At 71.7% G+C, this 17,080-nt stretch carries 18 protein-coding genes; 4 read left to right on the top strand and 14 right to left on the bottom strand.

Features of this window, described 5'->3' with window-relative positions:
- Window positions 1-16 precede the first annotated feature (16 nt).
- The 3 genes from DEI98_RS01035 to DEI98_RS01045 are packed head-to-tail and all read right to left on the bottom strand — an operon-like array spanning window position 17 to window position 1,699.
- On the bottom strand, window positions 17-226 hold the full coding sequence (locus DEI98_RS01035; protein WP_111099616.1) for a hypothetical protein: 210 nt from the start codon (window positions 224-226) through the stop codon (window positions 17-19).
- Between the two features lie 12 nt (window positions 227-238).
- Window positions 239-829, bottom strand: a complete 591-nt coding sequence (locus DEI98_RS01040) for a hypothetical protein (RefSeq protein WP_146243379.1) — start codon at window positions 827-829, stop codon at window positions 239-241.
- A 57-nt stretch (window positions 830-886) separates the two neighbouring features.
- Window positions 887-1,699, bottom strand: a complete 813-nt coding sequence (locus tag DEI98_RS01045) for a putative RNA methyltransferase (protein ID WP_111099618.1) — start codon at window positions 1,697-1,699, stop codon at window positions 887-889.
- 34 nt (window positions 1,700-1,733) lie between these two features.
- Between DEI98_RS01045 and DEI98_RS01050 the strand changes: the two genes are divergently transcribed.
- Genes DEI98_RS01050 through DEI98_RS01065 form a run of 4 tightly spaced genes read left to right on the top strand, consistent with a single transcriptional unit; the run spans window position 1,734 to window position 4,714 of the window.
- Window positions 1,734-2,489, top strand: coding sequence for an SDR family NAD(P)-dependent oxidoreductase (locus DEI98_RS01050; RefSeq protein WP_111099619.1), 756 nt, complete (start codon window positions 1,734-1,736; stop codon window positions 2,487-2,489).
- A 49-nt stretch (window positions 2,490-2,538) separates the two neighbouring features.
- Window positions 2,539-3,159: a hypothetical protein gene (locus DEI98_RS01055; protein WP_111099620.1), complete on the top strand. Its 621-nt coding sequence runs from the start codon at window positions 2,539-2,541 to the stop codon at window positions 3,157-3,159.
- A gap of 51 nt (window positions 3,160-3,210) precedes the next feature.
- A complete protein-coding gene (locus DEI98_RS01060) occupies window positions 3,211-4,149 on the top strand; it encodes an aldo/keto reductase family oxidoreductase (protein WP_111099621.1) in 939 nt (312 codons plus the stop codon).
- Window positions 4,150-4,186: 37 nt separating this feature from the next.
- The gene (locus DEI98_RS01065; RefSeq protein WP_111099622.1) at window positions 4,187-4,714 is read left to right on the top strand and encodes a GNAT family N-acetyltransferase; all 528 of its coding nucleotides are present in this window, start codon (window positions 4,187-4,189) and stop codon (window positions 4,712-4,714) included.
- Between the two features lie 110 nt (window positions 4,715-4,824).
- On the opposite strand, the gene DEI98_RS01070 is transcribed toward DEI98_RS01065, so the two are convergent.
- From DEI98_RS01070 to DEI98_RS01120, 11 genes are all read right to left on the bottom strand, one after another.
- Window positions 4,825-5,037: a hypothetical protein gene (locus DEI98_RS01070; protein ID WP_146243380.1), complete on the bottom strand. Its 213-nt coding sequence runs from the start codon at window positions 5,035-5,037 to the stop codon at window positions 4,825-4,827.
- A gap of 64 nt (window positions 5,038-5,101) precedes the next feature.
- Window positions 5,102-5,332 (bottom strand): hypothetical protein, encoded by a 231-nt coding sequence (locus DEI98_RS01075; RefSeq protein ID WP_017887929.1) that lies wholly within the window; start codon window positions 5,330-5,332, stop codon window positions 5,102-5,104.
- Window positions 5,333-5,366: 34 nt separating this feature from the next.
- On the bottom strand, window positions 5,367-8,519 hold the full coding sequence (locus DEI98_RS01080) for a GH92 family glycosyl hydrolase (RefSeq protein WP_258370696.1): 3,153 nt from the start codon (window positions 8,517-8,519) through the stop codon (window positions 5,367-5,369).
- A 46-nt stretch (window positions 8,520-8,565) separates the two neighbouring features.
- Entirely contained in the window at window positions 8,566-10,179 is a 1,614-nt protein-coding gene (locus tag DEI98_RS01085; RefSeq protein ID WP_111099625.1) for a serine/threonine-protein kinase, read from the bottom strand.
- Between the two features lie 129 nt (window positions 10,180-10,308).
- Entirely contained in the window at window positions 10,309-11,127 is an 819-nt protein-coding gene (locus DEI98_RS01090; protein WP_111099626.1) for a phosphatase PAP2 family protein, read from the bottom strand.
- Between the two features lie 43 nt (window positions 11,128-11,170).
- Window positions 11,171-12,856, bottom strand: coding sequence for a bifunctional 3'-5' exonuclease/DNA polymerase (locus DEI98_RS01095; RefSeq protein ID WP_111099627.1), 1,686 nt, complete (start codon window positions 12,854-12,856; stop codon window positions 11,171-11,173).
- A 55-nt stretch (window positions 12,857-12,911) separates the two neighbouring features.
- Window positions 12,912-13,106: a hypothetical protein gene (locus DEI98_RS01100; protein ID WP_017887924.1), complete on the bottom strand. Its 195-nt coding sequence runs from the start codon at window positions 13,104-13,106 to the stop codon at window positions 12,912-12,914.
- A 34-nt stretch (window positions 13,107-13,140) separates the two neighbouring features.
- The gene (locus tag DEI98_RS01105; protein ID WP_111099628.1) at window positions 13,141-13,914 is read right to left on the bottom strand and encodes a hypothetical protein; all 774 of its coding nucleotides are present in this window, start codon (window positions 13,912-13,914) and stop codon (window positions 13,141-13,143) included.
- Window positions 13,911-14,771 (bottom strand): carbohydrate ABC transporter permease, encoded by an 861-nt coding sequence (locus DEI98_RS01110; RefSeq protein WP_181433258.1) that lies wholly within the window; start codon window positions 14,769-14,771, stop codon window positions 13,911-13,913. Before DEI98_RS01110 ends, DEI98_RS01105 begins: the two co-directional genes overlap by 4 nt.
- A complete protein-coding gene (locus DEI98_RS01115) occupies window positions 14,768-15,745 on the bottom strand; it encodes a carbohydrate ABC transporter permease (protein WP_111099629.1) in 978 nt (325 codons plus the stop codon). Before DEI98_RS01115 ends, DEI98_RS01110 begins: the two co-directional genes overlap by 4 nt.
- Before the next feature lie 9 nt (window positions 15,746-15,754).
- Complete coding sequence (locus tag DEI98_RS01120; RefSeq protein WP_111099630.1) at window positions 15,755-17,080, bottom strand: sugar ABC transporter substrate-binding protein; 1,326 nt, start codon at window positions 17,078-17,080, stop codon at window positions 15,755-15,757.

Genomic DNA, 17,080 nt, shown 5'->3' on the forward strand with positions numbered 1-17,080 from the left:
TCGCCGTCCACCGCCGTCAGTCCCGCCGACCGTGGCGCCGGGAGCGGCGGTACCGCATCGCTGATGCCGTGCACGCGCCCCCGGAGACTGCAGCGGCACCGACGGCAATCCCGCCCCAGGACTGCGCGGTTGTTCCGTTGACTCCGGCGTAGACGGCGGCCCCGATGAGCACGAGCCCGATGGCGGCGCAGATCGCGAGCGGGAGACTGGTCAGGATCTTCGACATGAGGGACTCCTCCTAGACGCAGCGACTCGTCTTCTTCGTGACGGGGTAGACGCGGACGGACTTCGGGCTGGGGCACTTGCTGTGCGAGGTGATGTACTGACTTGCCAGGATGATCGCGGCGCTCCCGACGATGCACGCAGCCGGACCGAGCGCACAGATCCCGGCGGCGAGCAGTGATCCGGCACCGCTGATGATCACGCCCTGGTCGAACGAGTTGAAGGCGATGTAAGCGCCGCGGTTGTCCGAGCCGTAGGCCAGACGGGCGTTCGGATTGGTGTCGTTCAACGCCAGCTCGAATCCGTTGCCACCATCGACGATGACGGTCCGGCTGCCGTCGGACTGCGTCTCTTCCCGCTTGACCGCGCCCGCACTGCGAGCTTCGTCGATCGCCTGTGCGATCAGCGCTCGGGTGACGAACGGCGCTTCGGACTGCGCCTCGACGACCTTGATACCGGCCTGTTCGGCGCTGGCAGCAGGGGCGGTCAGGCCTCCGCCCGCGATCAGCGCGGCGCTCAGGAAAATTCCAGCGCAGGTGTTGGTTCGCTTCGACATGTGCAGCCTCTCCGTGTCGGAGCCGCCCTCGTTGGCGACCCCTGGCAGCACACTAGAACATCAGATTCTTCATGCCAAGGCTGCAAAACGAACTTTCTTGCGTGGCCGTCAGCGCGTCGGCGTCCACGTCGACACGGTGACCGCGGCCGTCACCGTCGCCGGCTCGAACACCGTGTCCGCCGCGACGTGGTGGTGGCTCGGCCCCATGTGCACGACGTCGTGGACGTCCTCCGTCGACAGGTCCATGGTCCACGTCAGGTCCTCGGAGGACCGCAGCGCGAACGTCGGCGTCAGGGAGTCGTGCAGCCGGCGCTCCTTCTCCGGGTCCACGCTGATCGTCGCCTCGGCGAGTTCCGCCAGGTGGCCGGCCCGCGGGGTCACCACCGCGAGCACGCCGTCGGCGTGCAGGACGCGGGCGTACTCGGTCTGGTTGCGGGGCGCGAAGACGTCGAGCAGGACGGCGGCAGCGCCGTCGACGACCGGGAGGCGCTCGGTCACGTCCCCGACGACGGCCCCCGCACGCTCGTGGGCGCGTGCCGCACGCCGGATCGCGACGGCCGACAAGTCCAACGCGACCCCGAGCCTCCCGTCCGCCGCGCGCAGCGCATGCGCCAGGTAGGTCCCTGGGCCCGAACCGACGTCGAGCACGATGCCGGGCGCGGTGGCGTCCGCGACGATCGCGGCGAGCGCCCGCTCGACGGGCGCGTAGTGCCCGCGCCCCAGGAACCGCAGCCGCGCGTCCACCATCTCCGGAGTGTCCGCGGTGAGTGCGCGCCGCTTCGCGGGCAGGAGCGTCAGGTGGCCCTGCTTCGCCTCGTCGAACCGGTGACCGTTCGGGCAGCCGACCTGGCCGTCGTCGACGCGGCCGAGGGGCTCGGCGCACACGGGGCAGGCGAGCATCGGCAGCAGGTCGTCACGCACCGGCCCAGCGTACGGGCCTCGGTAGCCTGACCGGATGTCGCTGCAGCAGCTCTTCGGCCTCGACGGCCGCACCGCACTCGTGACGGGAGGCAGCTCCGGCATCGGCCGAGCGATCGCCGCCGCACTCGCCGACGCGGGTGCCCACGTCCTCGTCGCCGCCCGGACGTCCGCGACCATCGACGCCTCCGTCGCCGGAATCCGCCAGGCGGGCCGCTCGGCTGACGGCATCGTCGCGGACCTGTCCTCACGCGCTGGCGCACACGCGCTCGCGGACGCCGCCGGGGACGTCGACGTGCTGGTGAACTCCGCCGGGATCAACCTGCGGCCGCCGATGCCCGAACTCGACGAGGCGACCTGGGATGCCACGATGGCCGTCAACCTCGACGCGCCGTTCGTGCTCGGGCAGCGGCTCGCACCCGGCATGGCGGCCCGTGGGTACGGGCGGATCGTGTCGATCAGTTCGCAGCAGGCCCACCGCCCCTTCGCCGCCAGCGGCGCGTACGGGGTCTCCAAGGCCGGTCTGGAGGCGTTGGCCCGGTCCCAGGCAGAGGCCTGGTCCGCGCAGGGGGTCACCTCCAACGTCCTCGTCCCCGGTTTCGTGCGCACCCCGCTCAACGAGCGACTCGGGTCCGACCCGGCGACGGTCGCGGCCCTCGCCGCACGGACGCTGGTCGGGCGGAACGGGCTGGCGTCGGACTTCGCCAGCGCGGCGGTGTTCCTCGCCGGACCCGGGTCTGCCTACGTCACCGGGCAGTCCATCGCAGTGGACGGCGGGTTCTCCGTCCACTGACCTCGAGCGACGCCGACGGCACGGTGCTGCACGGCAGTACGGTCAGGACATGGCAGTCATCGAGCAGGCAACGCTCCGCCCCTCCAAGGCCAAGGCGCTCGCCGCCTGGCTCCCCGACCAGGCGTGGAGCGGCGTCGTCGCGGGAGCGCCGCTCGAGGTCGTCGGGCAATTCCGGTTCGACGACCCCGCTGGCGAGGTCGGCGTCGAGGTGCTCCTCGTCCGCACCGACGACGGCCGGGTCCTGCAGGCGCCACTGGCCTACCGGGACGCACCACTGCCGGGTGCCGACGCGTTCCTGGTCACCGAGATGGACCACTCCGTGCTCGGACGACGGTGGGTGTATGACGCCGTGGGCGATCCCGTCCACGCCGACGTCCTGCGCCGGGCGATCGTCACCGGCGGGCACGAAGCGGAGCTCGAGTTGGCCAACGGTGCCGGACAGCGGCCGAAGGACGCCTGGGCCAGCGGCAGCGGTTCCGCGCCGGACTCCCCTACAGTCACCTCGGTGCACGCGACGACGACGGGTGCGGTGACGTCGATCGCGACCGACCACGGCACGATCGTCATCGCTCGGGTCGTCGGTACGGCCCTGCCCGAGGGCGAGACGCTGACCGGGACGTGGACGGACGGCTCCGAGGTGCTCGCCGTCCTGCTGCCCGAACGCGCCTGAGGTACTGGCAGGGCCTGCCTGTGCCGGGGACCGGCTGGCAGGATCGACGGCGTGAAGACACTGGAGTTGCCACAGACAGACCTCACCGCCTCCGACGTCATCGTCGGACTGATGCGGATCAACGACATGAGCGATGAGGACATCCGTTCGCTCTACAGCGCCTCGCGCGATGCGGGCGTGAACATGTTCGACCACGCCGCGGTCTACGGCGAGTGGCACGGCTGCGAGGAGCGGTTCGGCGCCGCGGTCACGCTGACGCCCGCGGAACGCGCCGAGATCGTGCTGCAGACCAAGGTCGGCATCCGGCCGACGCCGAAGGGCGCGTACTTCGACTTCTCGTACGAGCACATCCTCGAGTCCGTGCACGAGTCGCTCGAGGCACTGCAGACCGAGTACGTCGACGTCCTGCTGCTGCACCGCCCCGACGCCCTGGTCGAGCCGGAAGAGGTCGCGAAGGCATTCGACGAGCTGCACGCCGCCGGCAAGGTGCACCACTTCGGCGTCTCGAACCACACCCCCGGCCAGGTCGACCTGCTCAAGAAGCACGTCCGCCAGCCGCTCGCGTTCAACCAGGTGCAGCTGAGCATCACCCACGCCAACGTCATCTCGCAGGGCCTGACCGCGAACATGGGCGGCCTCGAGCAGTCGGTGGACCGCGACAACGACATCCTCAACTACTCGCGCATCAACGACGTCACGCTCCAGGCCTGGTCGCCGTTCCAGAAGGGCTTCTTCGACGGCGTCTTCCTGGGCGACCGTGAGCAGTACGCCGAGCTGAACGACGTGCTCGAGGAGGTCGCCGCCGCACACGGTGTCACCCCGACCGGCATCGCGGTCGCGTGGATCACCCGCCACCCCGCGCACTTCCAGGTCGTCCTCGGCACCACGAACCCGCAGCGCGTGCGGGACTCGGCAGCCGGCTCGGACGTCGAGCTGTCGCGCGAGGAGTGGTACCGGATCTTCACCGCGGCTGGACACACCGTTCCCTGAACCGGGACCGCCCCGCCGGGTCGGGCAGGGTGGGGTCGTGCTCCACGACCTCGCCCTGCCCGTCCGCCTGACCACACGCTCCGGCGAACTGACGCTGCGGGACGCCACGGAAGCGGACCTCGACGCACTCATGGCGCTGTTGTCCGACGACCCGATCAGCGCCGCGCGCGGTGACGTCGCCGCATCGGAGGACCGCCCCCAGTACGCCGAGGCACTCCGGTCGATCGCGGACGACCCGGCGAACGCGCTGCTCGTCGCCGAGGACGCCGACGGGCGGCTCGTCGGGACGCTGCAACTCACCCGGATCCCCGGGATGGCTCGTCGTGGTGCCACCCGGCTGCTCGTCGAGGCGGTGCGGGTCAGCAGTGCTCTACGCTCCGGCGGCATCGGGAGTGCCCTGATGCGCTGGGTGACCGACGTCGCTGCGCCGGCCCTCGGGACCCCGCTCGTGCAGCTCACGTCGGACGCTGCACGGACCGATGCGCACCGGTTCTACGAGCGCCTCGGCTTCACCGGCTCGCACGTCGAGTTCAAGTACCGGGTCCCCGACCCTTCCGCGCGCTGAGGTTCCTTCCCAGAACGCGTGCGATGCAAGGTGCTTTCGGGCGTACCTGGTGGAAAGATCCGACAAGGTACGCCCGATCCGACCAGGTACGCCCGATTCGACCAGGCGCGCTAGTCGTCGGAGGCGCCGCCAGCAGACCTCGGCGTCGGCACGTTCACGTCGACCGGGGACACCCCGGCGGGGTCGGCGGAGGCACCACCCACGACGTCGAACGAGATCCCCAGCATCGCCGGGTCCTCGTCGAGTTCGAGCCCGTCCTGACGGACCTGGTCCTCCGGGATTGCACGGCCACCGGACGGGTCCCACGAGTTCGCGATCGACATGCGCACGAGCATGCCCGAGCCGCTTGGCAATCGCCCAAGAAACCCCGGAGGACCCCCGGAACGGTCAGAGGTCGTCCGGGTGCAGCCGCTCACCGGCGTGCGGACGTCGGAACACCGGGCCGCCGCCGGCCTCGTCCTCGTCGTGGTGACTGACGGGCGAGACGCTCGGGTCGGCGGAGTCGTCGCCGACGTCGGCGCCGCGGTCCTCCTCCATCTCGAGCTCGGACTCGTCACTGCCGTCCACGGGGATGGACCGGCCCTGCTGTTCGGGATCGAACGGTGCGCTCATCGACATGGGGCGAGCATGCTCCCGCTCGGTGAACGCCGGGTCAACGCTGTCCGTCGGCCGCGATGAGCTCGAGCTGCGTCAGCGTCAGGTCGGTGCCGGCGGTGAACGTGAACGACGAACCGCCGCCGAGGATCCGGAACACCCGGGTCTGGCCGGCCCACGAGAACTCGGCGCCGTCGACCGCCGTGACGGCGTCGTCGAGGCCGACCTGCCACGAGTAGGACCCCGGCGATGCCACCGTCACGGTGTACAACGAGGCGGCGGGGCACGACACGTCGAAGGACACGGACTCCCCCGCGGCGAGCGCCGTGACGGTGCGGCCGGTGTCGTCGGTGAGCGCCGACGCGCCGACGGGCAGGACGTCCACCGGAGCGTCCCGGTAGCCGTGCACGTCGGAGGCCGAGACGGGGCGGGTGTCCGACGCCCATCCCTGCGGTTCGTCGGACAGCGTGAACTCGATCCGCGACGCGGCCACGACCACGCTGTGCGGGATGGTGACCGAGGTCCAGGGCGAGCCGTCGACCGTCACCGACGCCACGTACGAACCTGCGGAGCCCGCGGCGATCTCGATGACCGTCTCCGTTCCTCCAGGCTGTCGCAGCACCGTCCTGCGGACCGACGGCGGCACGAGTACGTAGGTGCCGCTCGACGGCGCCAGCGGGTACAGGCCGATGGTCGCGAAGACGTACCAGGCGCTCATCTCACCGTTGTCCTCGTCACCCGGGTAGCCCTGGCCGAGGTCGGACCCGACGAACAGCCGCTCGAGCGACTCGCGGAGGATGCGGTGCGCGTCGTCGTGGCGCCCGGTGAACATCGGGAAGAAGGGGATGTGGTGCGCCGGCTGGTTCGACAGCCCGAGCATCCCCATCCGGACGTCGCGGGCCTCGGTCATCTCGTGGATCGGGAACCCGTACGAGCCGGACCGCGCCAGCGCGCCGGTCTCGGGGGTCGCGAAGAACGCGTCGAGAGCGGCGTCGAAGCGCTCCGGCCCGCCGTGCAGGTCGACGACGCCGGCGCCGTCGTGCGGCGCCGTGAACGCGGTGCCCCACGCGTTCGTCTCCGTGTAGTCGTCGCCCCAGTCGCGCGGGTCGAACTCGGTGCCGACCCGCCACGAGCCGTCCGGGTCGCGGCCGATGAAGAACCCGCGCTCGGAGTCGAAGACGTGCCGGTACTGCAGGGACCGGCGGGCGAACCACTCGGCCTCGGCCTCGTAACGGGACAGGTCGGCGGGCGTCCGCGCCCGTGACGCGAGCAGGCCCGCCATGACGGCCAGACCCCAGTCGTTGATGGCCGCGTCCAGGGTCCACGACATCCCCTCGTGGGTCGCCGTGTCGACGTGGCCGCGGAAGGCGCCCGGGAGGCTCCCCTTGCGTCCGACGCGCTCGTCACGCGGTGGGACGGTCGCGTTCCGCACCGCGCTCCGGTACGCCTCGGCCAGGTCGAAGCCGCGCACGCCCTTCACCGCGAGGTCGGCGAAGACGGTGTCGCTCGTGGTGCCGGTCATGCAGTCCTCGGCGCCGGGGGCACTCCAGCGGGGCGTCCACCCGCCGTCGTGGTGGTGCTCGACGAAGCCCTGCGCGAGCTCGCCAGCGGTCTCGGGGGTCAGGAGTCCGAGGAGCGGCCAGGCCGTGCGGTAGGTGTCCCAGAAGCCGTTCGTGGTGGTGAACGGGCCTTCGACGATCTCCGGCCCGGGCTCGTCGCGGATCGGCTCCGCCAGCACGTCGCCGTACGGGGAGCGGTGCCTCGGGGTGCCGGTCAGGGCGGTCTCCCCGGCGCGGTTCGGGTAGAGGAACAGCCGGTACAGGCCGGAGTACAGGCTCGTCAGCTGGTCGGGGGTCGCACCGTCGAAGGACAGCGTCGCGAGCTTCTCGGTCCACAGCGCCTCGGCACGGGACCGCATGGCGTCGAACGAGCCGGCGTCGTCGAGATTCGCGCGGGCGTCCTCGATCGAGACGGTCGAGATGCCGAGCAGGACGTCGACCGGGCCGGCCGTGTGGCTAGCCTCCCCCACGGACAGCCAGCCGCGCAGCTCGTGCTCGCCGACCGTCGTGTGGTCGGCTGTGACCCCAGCGACCCGCAGGTGCACGTGGTGCGGCGGGGTGCCGGGGCGGTCGTCCAGGAGCGCCTCGACCACGGCGGTGCCGTCGGTGATCGTCACGGAGACGTCGGACACCCGGCCGTGGTGGTCGAGCACGACGCTGCGGGTGCCGGTGAACCGGAACCCGAGGGCGAACTCCCCCGCGGTCAGCTCGGCCGTCACACCGTGCTCGAGGGCGACCCGGTAGCGGTGCGGGCCGTCCTGCTCGTCCTCGTGGTCGAACCCGAGCGCGCGAGCGGACCGGTCGACGTCGGGGGTGTCGAGTGGCGACGGCATCACCTGGAACACCCCGCGGTCGCCCATCCACGGCGACGGGATGTGACTCGTCGCGAAGGCCTGGATCGCCGGGCGGAGCCGCCCCTGGTCGTCGAGCCGGTCGTGCTCCTGGTACGCGTACGGCCAGCGGTTGCTCGAGGCGTCCGTCATCGGCAGGCCGAACACCCCGCCGTGCGGGACGCCGACGAGCGGGGCGTTGTTGCCGCGGGAGAACCGGGAGGACGCCTGGGTGCCCCGGGTCGTCCGGACGTGGCCGAGCGGGGTCGTCGGGGTCGGACGCGCGGGACCGATCCGGACGGCGTCGAGCCAGCCGCGCAGTGCGGGACGTTCGCCGTCGGCGGCCGCAGCCGGTGCGTCGGAGCCGAGCCGGGCCTCCAGGCGGTCGACGACCAGCCCCGTGAACGGCGTGAGGTCGACCGCGCGGCGGTTCCACTGGTCCACCCACTGCTTGCGGGCCGCGTCCTGTGCATCCGGGGTGATCGCATCGCCGTACTGGTCGCGGACCGCAGCATCGTTGCGTAGTCGCGAGCCGTCGGTGAAGACGACGTCGACGGCGAAGGCCGTGGCGTCCCAGAAGTGCGGCAGGTCTGCTTCCGTCGGTTCCGACGCCCCCTCGGGCAGTGTCCGTTCGGGGAACCAGACCCAGGAGAGCTCGTCGCCGATGGCGATGGTGCGTCCGGTGAAACCGGGGACGATCGCCTCGGCCACGGACGCTCCCGCTGGTCGTTCGACGAGCCAGGCCTCTGCAGAAACGAAGCCGACACCGTTCCGAGCGGCCACGGCCGTCGTCGGGCCACCGCTCCGTTGCAGTTCTCGCACGGAACGAGCCTATTTGCTCCAGGGACTGGACGAAAACCCCGGCGTGTCAGTCCTTGTTGTGTCCCGGTGCGCTGCCGGACTTGCCGGGGGCGGTGTCCGACGTGGTGTCGACCGCGCCGGTGTCGACCGCGCCGGAGTCGGCCGCGCCCGTGCCGTCCTGCGGCTCCTGCACCGGGTTCGAGGCCGGGGTGCTCGGCTCCGGTCCGACGGGCGGGTCCTGGGTGGGCTGCTCCGGCTCGGTCGGTTCGCTCGGCTGCTCGCTCGGTTCCTCGGCGGGCTGCGACGGCTGCGGCTGCTCCTGCGAGGGCTGCTGCTCGGCGGGTTCGCTCGGCTGCTGTTCCTCGCCCGGGTCCTCGGACGGCTGCTGCTCGGTCGGCGCGGTCGACGTGGTGTCCGTCGGGGCAGGGGTGCCGTCGTCGTCGCCGTTCAGGGCGAACACCGCGACCCCGATGCCGATGAGCACCAGGACGATCACGATGATCGCGGCGATGAGCGGTCCGCGCTTCTTCTTCTCCGGCTGGTCGTCCGGCCGGTCGGCCCGGACCGGCCGGGGCGTGACCGGCGGCGGGGTCGGCCCGCTCGGGCCCGATGCGCCGCGGCCGTTCGCCTGGGCGCCGAGGACGGTCGTCGAGACGTCGTCGGCGGCGTTCGGACGCTGGGTGTCGAGGACGCGGGTGGCGTCGTCCCCCGGACCCGCGCCGCCGTTCGGCAGTTCGCTCGCCGGCATCGCCTGCGTCCGGTCGTCGGCGTTCGCCGCTGCGGCGGCGCCGGCGCCGACCGCGGCACCAGCCGCACCGGCGGCCGCGGACGTCACCGCACCGGGCGTGCCGGGCAGCAGCTGCGTGGCGTTCGTCGGCTCGTCGCGGCCCAGCGCACGCAGGCGCTCGGCGGCCTCGGCAGCCGTCGGTCGCTCCGCCGGGTCCTGCGCGGTCATCACGTGCAGCAGGGTGCGCCAGGCCGTGGGCAGCTGCCGGTCGATCTCGGGCGAACGGGTGAGCCGGGCGGTGGCCGACTCGACCGCGCTGCCCGGGAACGGCTGGCGGCCGGTCATGCACTCGAGCAGCACGAGCCCGAGTGAGTAGACGTCGGCCTTGCCGGTGATCTCCTTCGCCAGGACCTGCTCCGGGGCAAGGTACGCGGCCGTCCCCATCACGGTCCCCGTCCCCGTCACGCGTGAGGCGTCACGGAGCAGGGCGATCCCGAAGTCGGCGAGCTTGACGTGCCGGCCGTCGCTCTCGAGCAGGACGTTCGCGGGCTTCACGTCACGGTGGACGATCCCCTGCGCGTGCACGGCGGCCAGGCCGTCGGCGACCTGGGCACCCAGGCGGGCAGCGGTCGCGGGGTCGAGCGGACCCTCGCGCAGACGGGTCGCCAGGTCACTGCCCGGCACGAGTTCCATGACGAGGTACGAGTCGCCGTCGACGTCGTCGAGTGCGGCGTCGTAGAGCGTGACGAGCTCGGGGGCGCGCAGCGTCGCGAGGGTCTGGATCTCCGCCTCGGCGCGGGCGCGCTCACCGCGGTCGACGGGGCCGATGCGGAACACCTTGACCGCGACCTCGCGACCGAGTTGCTCGTCGACCGCCCGGTACACGGACGCCATGCCACCGTGTCCGAGCGTGCCCGTGACGCGGTACCTGCCGCCGAAGACCCGTTCTTCCATGCCCGGCAACCTACCGGTCGCGGCTGACGGCGCTCTGCCGTTCGGGGCGGCGGGCCCGGGCGGCGGGGGGCTTTGCGACTTCGTGAGCAGAAGATGTCGGGTGCGGGCGAGCAACCCGACGTCTTCTGCTCACGAAGTGATGCGGTCGACGTCCGGCGCGGGCTCGGCACCGTGGTGGAGCGCCGTCAGGTACAACCGGTGCGCCATGATCACGAGGGCGAGCCAGGCGAGTCCGAGCGCCCACGCCGCCAGCACGTCGGTCAGCCAGTGGTGCCCGAGGAACACCCGCGACGCCCCCACCGACAGCACGAACAGGGTGCCCACGACGATCGTCCACACCCGGGTGACGACGCGCGACTGCCGCAGGAGCAGGAGGTACACGATGGTGCCCACGATCACCGTGGAGTTGAGCGTGTGCCCCGACGGGAACGACGGCGACGTTTCGTACGGCGGCACCGCGTCGGACAGCGGTGGACGGGCACGGCCGATGAGGTCCTTGCCCGCGATCGTCATGAGCAACGAACCACCGCTCGCTGCGACCAGGAGCACCAGTGGCGTCCACGCACGGCGCTGGATCGTGAAGCCGACCAGGAACCCGAGCGCGACGATCGGCATCCCGATCGTGCCCGCGATGTCGGTCCACCAGGTGACGAGCGTGTCCGCCGTGGGTGATCGGAGTGTGAGCGCCCAGTCGAGGACGGGTCGGTCGAGCACCGCGACGTCGTCGGCTTCCCGCACGGCGTCGTAGACCTCGGAGGCGATCCACGTCGCGAGGACGGCGACGCCCAGGCCGATGGCGAGGGTCAGCAGCAGGACGGGCATGGCGCCGAAGCGCTTGCCGACTGCGGTCCACGCACCGGCGACGCTGCGGCCGGCACGGGAGCGCCAACGGGTCAGGTCGACTTCGCCGACGGTGCGGTCGGCGGCGTCCCCGTGTTCGGTGTGCATCCGTCCACACTGCCCGAAGCCGCCGGGAGCCGTCCCGGCCGCCTCAGTCCTTCGCCTCCGAGTACGCCCCCACCACCCCGACCGACAGCGGGAACGTCACCGGGAAGTCCTGGAACAACAACCGTCCGGCATCGACAGCGGCCTCCCGGATCTGCTGCGCCACCCACTCGGCGTGCTCCGCCGGGGCGTGCACCACGATCTCGTCGTGCACGAAGAACACCAGGTGCGGCCCGTCCGTCACGGCTCCGGGGAAGCGCGCGATCAGCCGCGAGCGCAGGGACCCCATCCACGCGAGCGCCCACTCCGCCGCCGTCCCCTGCACCACGAAGTTCCGGGTGAACCGCCCCCAGCTCCGGGCGCGGGACTCGACCGCACGCTGCATCGCCGGGGTCCCCTCGACCGTGTAGGCCTGGTTCCGGGCCTCGAACCACGAGTCCTCGGGCACCGGTGACGTCCGCCCGAGCAGCGTCGTCACGGGTTCGCCGCGCTCCCCCGCACGGGCCGCCCGTTCCACCATGTCGAGCGCCTGCGGGAACGCCCGGACCAGGCGCGGCACGAGCCGACCGCCCTCGCCCTGGGTCGCCCCGTACATCGCACCGAGCATCGCCACCTTCGCCTGCTGCCGGGTCTCGACCGCACCCGAGGCCACCACGCCGTCGTACAGGTCGCGCCCGTCGCCGGCCGCGGCCATCGCCCGGTCGCCGGACATCGCGGCGAGCACCCGGGGCTCCAGCTGCGCGGCGTCCGCGACGACGAGCTTCCACCCGGGGTCGGCGATGACGGCCCCGCGGATGCCCTTCGGCAACTGCATCGCTCCCCCGCCGTCGGCCGCCCAACGGCCGGTGACGACACCGCCGACGACGTACTTCGGGTGGAACCGTCCGTCGCGGATCCAGTCGTCGAGCCAGGTCCAGCCGTTGGCGGTGAGCAGTCGCGCCAGGCGCTTGTACTCGAGCAGCGGCTCGATGACGGGGTGCTCGATCTCCTGCAGCTCCCACTTCCGCGTGCTCGTGACCATCAGGCCGGCCCGGCGCAGCGACTTCAGGACGTCGGCGGGTGAGTCCGGGTTGAGACCGGGGTCGTCGAGGCGCTCGCGCACGACGGCGGCGATCTCCTCGAGGCGTCGCGGCCGCACCCCGTAGGGCACGCGCGGTCCGAGGGCGTCCTCGAGCAGCCGTTCGTGCACGTCGGCACGCCACGGCAGCCCGGCGTGCAGCATCTCGGCCGCCACGAGCGCACCGGCCGACTCCGCGGTGAGCAGCAGGCGGAGCGCACCGGGAGCGCTCGACCCCGCCACCGCAGAGAGCTGCGCCCGGAACTCCGCCACCGGGTCGACCTCGTCGTCGGGCGCGGCGGCGGTGAACAGGGCGTCGTCGAAGAGCTGGGCCTGCGTCGGCCGGACCACGCGGGCTTCCGCGACCGGGGCGTCCAGGGCGTCGGCCGGCGCGGCCGCGAGCGCGGATCCCCGCGCCGCCAGCGCGGCCCGCAGGACACGACGGCCGAGGCGCAGGTCGACGCAGCGACCGACCCGACCGCCTGCAGCGAGCACGGCCGGGTACCAGCGGGCGGTGTCGTCCCACACCCAGCGCACGCCCGGTGCGTCGTGGGCCGCGACGAAGGCCGGGAGGCCCGGCTCGTCCAGGCGGATCGGCTCGCCCCCGGCGGTCCCCGCGTCGGTCAGGGGCGTCGCGAGGACGCCGCCGTCGACGCGGCGGAGGACGAGGTGCACGACACGATCATGCCGTGCCCCACCGACCCCGGCGGACCAGGGCCCGGAACGGGTGTCACTCGCCGGGTCGGACCGCCGCGGTGTCGGCGACGTCGATGCGGACGTCGCCGTCCTCGGCACGGGAGACCTCGACCCGCGGGTCGGCGTCGTGCTCGTCAGATCCGGACATGCGACGGAACGTGTCCTGTCGGCGTTCCTCGAACGTCATGTCGACGCCGTCGTCGAGGTGGTCGTGGTCGGGCTTCGTCATGCCGTGCACGGTACGCGGCCGCGGCTGCGGGCGGTCACGCGACCGGCGCCGTGCCGGTCCGCTCGGTCCAGTACCCACCGCTCGCCCACCGGTCGAGCACGGCCGCGCGCAACCGACCGGACGGCGCCGCGGACCGTGCGGTCGCCAGCGGCACCCCGAAGACGAACTTCGCGACGCTGGCGTCCCCCTCGGTCGCGTCGTGCGCCCCCGGGGGGACGAGACGGAAGCGCCGGGCGAAGCGCACGAGGTTGGCATCGGGACCGAGCGCGGCGGGCAGTCCCGGGTCGAGCATCCAGGAGCGGCACTGCCACCGGTCGGCAGCGAGCTGCGGTGCGAGGCCGCGCAGGACCTCGGGTGCGCGGGCGAACGAGCGGTCGCAGGCCACCGGGTCGAGCGGCCCGGTCTCCGGCACGTGCACGCCCCAGGCCAGCGTGCCGTCCGCCAGGTGGTCGCCGAGTTCGAACTGGAGGCGCCCCACGGCCACCACGCGCCCGGTCACCACGGCGACGAGCCACTCCACCCCGGTGCCGTGCAGTCCGTAGCGTGCGAGCTTGCGGTCGACGTCGGCGACGGAGGCCTCGGCGAGCGCGCGCGGGAGGCCCCGCTCCGCGAGCGCGTCGGCGCTGTCCGGCACCGCGGCGCGGAGCGCCGCCACCAACAGCGCGTCCCGCTCCGCGGGCCCGGCGTCGGCGACGGTGGCGGCCAGTGCGGCCGCCACCGTCGCGGAGTCGTCCGGTGACCCCACGGCGGCGGCGAGGACCGCGACGGACGCGGGGCGGGCCTCCAGGCCGGGGGTCGCGGTGGTCACTTCAGACCGGACGACGCGAGCCCGTCCATCACCCGACGCTGCAGCACGACGAACATGATGAGCACCGGTGCCATCGCCATCAGGCTGGCGGCCATCAGCACCGGGTAGTCGATCGTGCGGTCACTCGACAGCGTCGCGAGGCCGGCGGCGAGCGGCATGTCCTCGGCGCGGGTGGAGACCACGAGCGGCCAGAGCAGCTCGTTCCATGACCACAGCACGGTCGTGATCGCGAGCACGCTGATCGAGGGACGGGCCAGGGGCAGCATGATCCGCCAGAACGTCTGGAACGGGTTCGCGCCGTCCATCCGCGCTGCCTCTTCCAGCTCGGGCGGCATGTTCAGGAACGCGGTCCGCATCAGGAACGTGCCGAAGGCGCTGAACAGCCCGGGTGCGACGATCCCCATCAGGGTGTCGAGCCAGCCGAGCCCCTGCACGATCTGGTACTGCGAGATCAGGTAGACCTGCGAGGGCACGAGCAGGATCGACAGCACGATCGCGAGCAGTGCCGCCCGGCCGCGGAACCGCATCCGGGCGAAGGCGTACCCGGCGAGCGTGCACAGGACGATCTGCGCGATCGTGCGGATGATCGTGACGTACACCGACGTGCCGAGCTGGCTGAGGAACGGCAGGCGTTCGAACACCTGCGCGTAGTTCTGCCACTGCAGCTCCCCCGGCCAGAAGACCGGCGTGACGGACTGCACCTGCGCGTTCGTCGACAGCGACATGATGATCTGCCACAGGAACGGGAAGGCCATCGCGAACCCGCCGATGCCGAGCACGACGTGGATCCACCAGTGGCTGCCGCCGCGACGGCCGGGCCGACGCGCGGTCCGAGGCGGTGTGACGGTGGCGGTCATCCCTGCACCCACTTCCGTTGGACGCGGAACTGCACGAGCGTGACGATGCCGATGAGCAGGAAGATCACCATCGCGGTCGCGGCCGCGAAGCCCTTGTCGTTGTCGATGAACCCGGCGCTGTAGAAGTAGAAGACGAGCGACATCGTCTTCGGGATCACCGGGTTGGTGCTGCCGAGGATCGCGTACAGCAGGTCGAACAGCTGGAAGCTCGAGATCGTCGTGACGATCACCACGAAGAAGATGCTCGGGCTGAGCAACGGCACGGTCACCGAGCGGAACTGCCGCCACCGGCTCGCGCCGTCGAGCTCCGCGGCCTCGTAGAGCTCCGGCGGGATGTCCTTGAGCCCGGCGCCGAGGATGATCATCGAGAACCCGAGGGACGACCAGAGGCCGACCAGGCTCACCGCGATCAGCGCGAAGCCGGGGGTCGAGATCCAGTACGGGCCGTCGATGCCGAAGTTGCCGAGGAACCAGTTCACGATGCCGTAGTCGCCGTTGTACATGATGCGCCAGACCAGGGCGATCGCCGCGGGCATGGCGACGTACGGCAGGAAGAAGAGCACCCGGTAGAACTGCGCGAACCGCAGCCCCGGGGTGTTCAGCAGACTGGCGAGCCACACCGCGATCGGGATCCCGGCGAGGACGATCACGGTGTAGATCACCGTGTTGAGCAGCGACTGGTACAGCTGCGGGTCCCCGACGAGTCGCACGTAGTTGGCGACGCCGGTGAACGTGGCGCCCCCGAAGACGCCCCAGCTGGTGAACGAGTACCAGAACGTCTGGATGATCGGCCAGATGTAGAAGGTGCCGACGCCGACGAGCAACGGGAGCACGAAGAGCCACGGCCACCAGCCGTCGGTCCGTCGTGGCGCTCGGCCGCCGTCGGCGCGCGGCGCGGGGGCGCCCCGCCCGGACGAACGTGTCGTCCGGGCGGGGGTGGCTGCGGCCGGGGGCCGCTCGGTGTTGATCGTCACGCGCGGGTCCTACTTTTCCTTGGCGAGGGCGGCGTCCATCTTCTGTGCGAGGTCCTCTGCCACCTGGTCGACGGGCTTCGATCCGTCGAAGGCACTCGGCAGCAGGGTGGTCTCGAGGGTGTTCCAGGCCGCGGTGTTCTTCGACACCGGCAGCGGCTTCGCGTAGTCCACCGCGTCGAGGAACACCTGCAGGTCGGCGTCGGGCATCGTCTTCGTGAAGGCGCTCTGCGTGCCCTCGTACGCCGGGATGACCGCGCCCATGTCGCCCTGCTGCTGCTGGGCCGTCTTGCCCGCGAGGTAGACCTGCAGCGCCTGGGCGGCTGCCTTGTCCTTGCTCGCCTCGGACACGACGTTCGAGACCCCGTGGATGACGGTCACCTGCTCCTTGCCCTTGGGCAGCGGGTAGGCGACGACGTCCTTCTCGAGCTCGGTGCCGGTCAGCGCGGAGCGGAACCAACTGCCGCCCTGGTACATCGCGAGCTTGCCCGAGGTGAACCACTGGTCGGCCGTGGTGTCGGTGAGCTGCTTGATCGAGGGCGATGCCCCCGAGTCGATCAGGTCGGTCCAGAACTGCAGGCCGTCCTCGGAGGCCTTCGTGGCGTACTCGGACTCGGTGCCGTCCGCGTTCACGACCGATCCCCCGGCCTGCAGGATCGTGTTGTAGTACGTCGTCTGGCCGTCCATGCCGCCGGCTGCCCCGTAGGCGCCCTTCGCCTGCAGCTTCTCGGACAGCTCGGCGCCGGTCTGCTGGAAGTCGTCCCACGTCCAGTCCTTGGACGGCAGGTCCATGCCGGCCTGCTCGAACAGCGACTTGTTGACCCAGACGCCGATGGTGTCGAAGTCCTTCGGCACGCCGTACTGGGTGTCGTCGTACGTGTACAGGTCGTTGAGTGCGCTCGAGTACTTCGACGCGTCGATGTCACCCGACTCGACCTCGCCGGTGATCGGCGCGAGCTTGCCGTTGGCCGCGTACAGCTGGAAGTTCGGGCCGTTCATCCAGAACAGGTCGGGCAGGGTGTTGCTCGAACCCTGGGTCTGCAGCTTCGTCCAGTAGTTGGCGTACGGCGTGACGTCGACGCTGACCTTGATGTCCGGGTACTCCTCGTTGAAGCCCTTCAGGTTGGCCTTGATGGCCTTGACCTGGTTCTCGTCCCAGACGGCGTAGGTCAGGGACGCCTTGGTGTCCTTCGGCGCGGCTTCGTAGTCGCCGCCGGAGCCGGACGCGCCGGACGACGAGGAGCAGCCGGCCAGGAGTGCTGCCGCGCCGAGTGCGGCGACGGCGCCGAGGAGGACGCGGCGCACGCCGGTTCCTCGGGTGGGGATGTGTGCGGTCAT

Source organism: Curtobacterium sp. MCLR17_034 (assembly GCF_003234485.1).
GTDB lineage: Bacteria > Actinomycetota > Actinomycetes > Actinomycetales > Microbacteriaceae > Curtobacterium > Curtobacterium flaccumfaciens.